General features: G+C 67.3%; 5 protein-coding genes and 1 pseudogene. 1 reads left to right on the top strand and 5 read right to left on the bottom strand.

The window, feature by feature from the left end; all coding sequences use genetic code 11:
- Together GXZ33_RS10205 and GXZ33_RS10200 are read right to left on the bottom strand one after the other, a co-directional pair.
- The gene (locus GXZ33_RS10205) at window positions 1–486 is read right to left on the bottom strand and encodes an FABP family protein (RefSeq protein WP_291340927.1); all 486 of its coding nucleotides are present in this window, start codon (window positions 484–486) and stop codon (window positions 1–3) included.
- A 44-nt stretch (window positions 487–530) separates the two neighbouring features.
- Window positions 531–893: a DUF4259 domain-containing protein gene (locus GXZ33_RS10200; protein ID WP_291340926.1), complete on the bottom strand. Its 363-nt coding sequence runs from the start codon at window positions 891–893 to the stop codon at window positions 531–533.
- Window positions 894–913: 20 nt separating this feature from the next.
- On the opposite strand from GXZ33_RS10200, the gene GXZ33_RS10195 reads away from it, so the two are divergent.
- Complete coding sequence (locus GXZ33_RS10195; protein WP_291340925.1) at window positions 914–1,747, top strand: YdcF family protein; 834 nt, start codon at window positions 914–916, stop codon at window positions 1,745–1,747.
- Here the strand turns inward: GXZ33_RS10195 and coaE are convergent.
- The 3 genes and pseudogenes from coaE to rpsA form a co-directional block, all read right to left on the bottom strand.
- The gene (coaE, locus tag GXZ33_RS10190) at window positions 1,744–2,340 is read right to left on the bottom strand and encodes a dephospho-CoA kinase (RefSeq protein ID WP_291340924.1); all 597 of its coding nucleotides are present in this window, start codon (window positions 2,338–2,340) and stop codon (window positions 1,744–1,746) included. The two genes, GXZ33_RS10195 and coaE, sit on opposite strands and share 4 nt — an antisense overlap.
- A 10-nt stretch (window positions 2,341–2,350) precedes the next feature.
- Complete coding sequence (locus GXZ33_RS10185) at window positions 2,351–4,354, bottom strand: glucose PTS transporter subunit IIA (protein WP_291340923.1); 2,004 nt, start codon at window positions 4,352–4,354, stop codon at window positions 2,351–2,353.
- Window positions 4,355–4,623: 269 nt separating this feature from the next.
- Window positions 4,624–4,946, bottom strand: a pseudogene (gene rpsA / locus GXZ33_RS10180) (30S ribosomal protein S1); the annotation flags it as partial.

Genomic DNA, 4,946 nt, shown 5'->3' with positions numbered 1-4,946 from the left:
CTAGAACTTCGACAGGTCGCTGGCCAGGTGCTCCTGCATCGGCTGGCCGACGGCCGCCATGTGGAACACGGTGACCACCGAGGAACGCAGGGCGTTGAAGGTGTAGGTGCGGGTGGTCGCGTCGACGGTCTTCGCGGTGGTGGAGTTGACCACCTGGGAAGTCTCGAAATGGAGACGGAGGGTCCCGTCGTCCTGCTCCTTGATGGTGCCCTCGAGCAGCTCGGTCTGGCCGGTGGGCTGGGCGATGACGAATTCGACGAGGCCTTCACCGACGAAGCGGAGGAAGCCGACCTCGGTGTGCATCGGCGCACCGTTGGGGCTCGCGGTCTGCTGCTCATAGCGCATGAAGGGCTTGCCCGGGAGCGTGGTGAAGGTGAGGGTCTCGGTGTAGTCGAAGTTCTCGATCGTGGGGAAGTGTCCGCGGCCGAGGCCGCTCCACTTGCCGGCGATGGACTCGTAGGGCTGCACAAGCGGGTGAAGGTTCATGGAGACGATACTAGGCCAGAAACTGACCGGGCGTTCAGGAAACCTCAGACGAGCTGGATGTGGGACTTCGCCTTCCACTCCAGGAGTTCCTCCTGGCCGCTCTCCGCCCACAGCTCGGCGAGCTCGGAGACGGCACCGTCGGAGAGCACGGCCTCCAGGCACTGGCGCAGTCGTTCGCGGGTCTGCGGGGTGCGCAGCGGCTCGAGGAGGGAATCGTCGATGCCCTCCGGGACCTCTCCGGCGGCGAGGTGTGCCATGGCGATGATCATCGCCCCCTGGTCGGCCTCGATGTAGCGGTGGCCGACGTCAGGCAGCAGTTCCTCGAAATAGATGTGGCCTTCGCGGATGTCGTCGAGCAGATCCGCGGCTTCGTCGTTGTCGTACGGTCCGGTGTTCCAGGTTCCCATGGGGATCTACTCTAGTCCCCATGCGTTTCGTTGTCCCCTGTGCCCTGCTCGCGGTGCTGCTCACCGCGGTGACGCTCCCGTCGGCCCCGGCCCACGCGACGAGTGCTCCGCTGTCCTCACTGTCCTCCCCTGCCCCGGACACCCGGGTCCTCGTGGACATCCCCGGCTTCGGTGTCTACGTGCTGCATGAGGATGTGGTGGGCCGGGGTCTGCGCCCGGAGGCGGCTTCGCCGGAGGATCTGCTCAGCGCCGCGGTCTTCTCCGCCGACCACGAGGGCGACATGGTGGTCCGCGACGCCGCCCTGACGGCCCTCGCGGCGCTCGCCCCCGCACACCACACGCAGGTCACGCACGCTCTCGCGGCCCTGCACTCCCCCGTCGCCACACCGGACTCCCTCGCCGCCGACACCCCGGTCGTCGTGCTCGGCGAGCGACTCAACGAGGACGGCAGCCTGCGCCCGAACCTCCGCAACCGTCTCCGGGCGGCCCTGGCGGTGGCGCAGGAACGACCGGAGGCGACGGTGGTGGTCACCGGTGGTCCCACCCGGCCCGGCGGCACGGAGGCCCATGCGATGCGCGACTGGCTGCTGGCCAACGGGCTCACCAACCCACTGCTCGTGGAGGACCGCTCCCGCTCCACGGTGGACAATGCCCGCCACACCCGCGATCTGCTCCCGACGGCGGAGGCCGTCATCATCGTGACCTCGAAGAACCATCTGCCGCGGGCGGTGGTCGACTTCACGCTCGCCTTCGGCCCGCACGTGGCCGGGGTGGGTGCCCCGGATGAGCCGCCGACGGGGATGCCCGGTCTGCTGTGGACGTACCGGGACGCCGTCCACTGGTTCCTCGGTTAGAGCAGCCTGATCCGGTCGGCGAGGGCCTGGACCTGAGACTCCAGTTCCTCGCGGGGGCCGTTGTTGTCGATGACCACGTCCGCCACCGCCAGCCGCGCCGCGTCAGAGGTCTGCGCGGCGATACGCCGGCGCACGTCGTCCTCGTCGAGGCCCCGGTTGGCCACCAGCCGCTCGACACGGGTGTCGACGTCCACGTGCACCACCACGACCAGGTCCATGTCCCTGTGCTGGCCCTTCTCCACGAGCAGCGGCATGTCGTAGATGACGGCGGGCTCACCGGCGGCACGGGCGACGTCGAAAAGCTCGTCACGACGCGCCATGATCCGGGGGTGGGTGATGGAGTTGAGCAGGTTGGTGTGCTGCTTGTCCGCGAAGGCGCGTCGGGCCAGCTCCGGGCGGTCGAGGCTGCCGTCCTCCCGGAGGATGTCGGCGCCGAAGGCGGACGCGAGGTCCTGGAGGGCGGGTTGGCCGGGTTCGACGACGTCGCGGGCAATCTGGTCGGCGTCGACGACGGGCAGGCCGTGGGAACGCAGAAGATCGGCAACGGAGGTCTTTCCGCTGCCGATCCCGCCGGTGAGTCCGATGATCTTCATGGCCCCGATACTAGGCCTGTTCCTCCTTCGGGGTCACGGTGATGACCGGCTCCCCCTCCGTGGCACCCGGGTGGCCCTCGACGGAGCCGAACTTCCGGGTGTTGGAGACGAGCACCGGGGTGATGGCCGGGTAGCCGGCCGCGGCGATCTTGTCCCGGTCGAAGCGGATCAGCGGCGTTCCGGCCGTGACCTCCTGCTTCTTCTCGACGAGCACCTCGAAGCCCTCACCACCCATCTGCACCGTGTCGATGCCGATGTGGATGAGCAGGTCCACGCCGCCCTCCAGTCGCAGGCCGACCGCGTGGCCGGACTTCTGGACGGTGAGCACCTTCGCGTCCGCCGGGGCGAACACGGTGTCACCGGAGGGTTCGATAGCCACGCCGTTGCCCAGGGCCCCGCCGGCGAAGGCCGGGTCCGGGACCTTGGACAGCGCCACCACGCGGCCCTCCAGCGGGGCGGTGATCTCGGTGACCCGGGCGCGGGTCAGCGTCGACGTGGCGCCTGCCGCCGGAGCGGCGGTGACGGGGGCGGGGGTGGAGGCGGCGTCGATACGCTCCTCCTCAGCCTCGGAGGCAGCGGCACGCTCCGCCTCGATCTGGGCCAGTGCCTCGGCCTTCTCCTCCTTGCCGCGGTAGTCGAAGAAGATCACCAGGAACATGGAGGTGAAGAACGCGGCGGCGATGCCGATGACGTAGCCCAGCCACGGATCCATCGCCGGGATGGTCAGCAGGGAGGTGAACACGAAGGCGTAGGCCTTGATGTTGAACATGCCCATGACCACACCACCGACGAAACAGCCCGGCAGGAGGCGCATGTAGGTCTTCTTGAAGCGCAGGAGCACACCGTAGAGGCTCGGTTCGGAGATGCCGCCCAGCAGGCCGGCCATCATGCCGCCCAGCGACACCTGGCGCATGGCCTTGTTGCGCTCCCGGAGGGAGACGATCATGACGCCGGTGACCACACCGAAGCAGGCGAAGTTCCACGCGCCCATGGGGCCCTGGATGAAGTCGTAGCCGAGGGAGTTGATGTTCTGGATCATGATGGCGTTGAGAGGCCAGTGCAGACCCAGCGGCACGAGGAACGGATAGAGCAGCGGGATGAGGATGGAGAGGATGAACGGCGAGAAGTCGTTCACCGTCTCGAGCAGGTGGGAGATGCCGTTGCCCACGCCGATGCCGAAGGGGCCGAGGAGGAAGGCTGTCGCCGGGATCATGATGAGCAGGGAGAAGAACGGCACGAACACCATGTGCACGGCGGACGGGATGATCTTCTTCAGCGCCTTCTCCACCCAGAACAGGCCGACCGCGGCGATGATCGGCGGGAAGACCTGGCCGGCGTAGTCGTTGAGGATCATCGGCAGTCCGAAGACGGTGACCGATTCACCGGCCTCGCCGAGCGCCAGGAACTCCGGGGTGAGCAGCGCGGCGGGGATGGCCGCGCCGACCCACTCGTTGGCGCCGAGCTTCCGGGCGGCGGTGGCGCCGACCATGATCGGCAGGAAATAGAAGACGGAACGCCACATGGCGTGCATGAACACGTAGGTGTCGGGCTGCTCCTCCATCGGCGCGCGGAAGTCCTGCAGGCCGAAGGTGTCGGCGAGGACGAGGAGGGTGATGATGAGCGAGGCACCCAGCAGGGCCCACAGGATCGGCCGGAAGGTGTCGGACAGGAACTCAAACGCGTAGTCGACCCAGGAGTACTTGCCACGCACTCCCCCGTAGTCCTTGCTTGTCGACGCCGCCTTCTCCCCCGCCCCGGGCACGCCCGGCTCCTTGAGCATGGCCTGGTAGAAATTGGCGACACCGCCGCCCATGATGACCTGGAGGCCGTTGGTGCCCTGCTTGACGACACCGAGCACCGCCGGGTCGGATTCCAGGGCCTCCTGGTTGACCAGGGACTGGTCGTGGAGCTGCATTCGGAGTCGGGTTGCGCAGTGGGTCAGCGAGGTGATGTTCTCCGCCCCGCCGATCTCCTGGATGATGTGTTGCGCCGTTGTCGTGGTCGTGGACGCCATGGACGCGATCCTTTCGGAATAGTTCAGAGCTACTCGGCTGCCGCCCGCTCCGTCGCAGTCCTGTACGCATCGCTTGTCATGACCACTAGTGTGGTTTCCTGTCCGGATTGTGCCGGAGTGTTGGCATTACGCCCATCATAGGCCTCAAACACACAACACGACAAGGGGTGTGTGATGTCTGGCGCCCCACTGGTCATGACCAGGCTGCCCGCCTCTGAAAAGCAGAAAACCCTGCCTCCCCAACGGGGAGACAGGGCTCTCAGGCGGTGCTAGTTACCGGCCAGCTTCTCACGCAGAGCAGCGAGCTGCTCGTCGGAAGCCAGGGAACCACCGTGGTCCTCGACGGACTCGGAGGATGCCGGAGCTGCATCCTCGGACTCGGAGGAGTAGTTGGTGGCAGCCTGCTCGGCGGCCTCGGCGGCAGCGACACGGTGACGCTCGATCTGAGCGGTGTGCAGCTGGTGACGACGATCTGCCTCGGCGTAGCGGGCCTCCCAGGCCTGACGCTGCTCGTCGAAGCCCTCGAGCCACTCGTTGGTCTCCGGGTCGAAGCCCTCCGGGAAGATGTAGTTGCCCTGCTCGTCGTAGGAGT

It is taken from the genome of Corynebacterium sp., from assembly GCF_012838985.1.
In the GTDB taxonomy this organism is placed as follows: Bacteria; Actinomycetota; Actinomycetes; order Mycobacteriales; family Mycobacteriaceae; genus Corynebacterium.
This window is presented reverse-complemented; position numbering and strand designations above follow the sequence as displayed.

Bases quoted from the DNA above. Each gene is read 5' to 3' on its own strand.
- GXZ33_RS10205 (WP_291340927.1), bottom strand. From the start codon at position 486: ATGAACCTTCACCCGCTTGTGCAGCCCTACGAGTCCATCGCCGGCAAG.
- GXZ33_RS10185 (WP_291340923.1), bottom strand. From the start codon at position 4,354: ATGGCGTCCACGACCACGACAACGGCGCAACACATCATCCAGGAGATC.
- coaE (WP_291340924.1), bottom strand. From the start codon at position 2,340: ATGAAGATCATCGGACTCACCGGCGGGATCGGCAGCGGAAAGACCTCC.
- GXZ33_RS10200 (WP_291340926.1), bottom strand. From the start codon at position 893: ATGGGAACCTGGAACACCGGACCGTACGACAACGACGAAGCCGCGGAT.
- GXZ33_RS10195 (WP_291340925.1), top strand. From the start codon at position 914: ATGCGTTTCGTTGTCCCCTGTGCCCTGCTCGCGGTGCTGCTCACCGCG.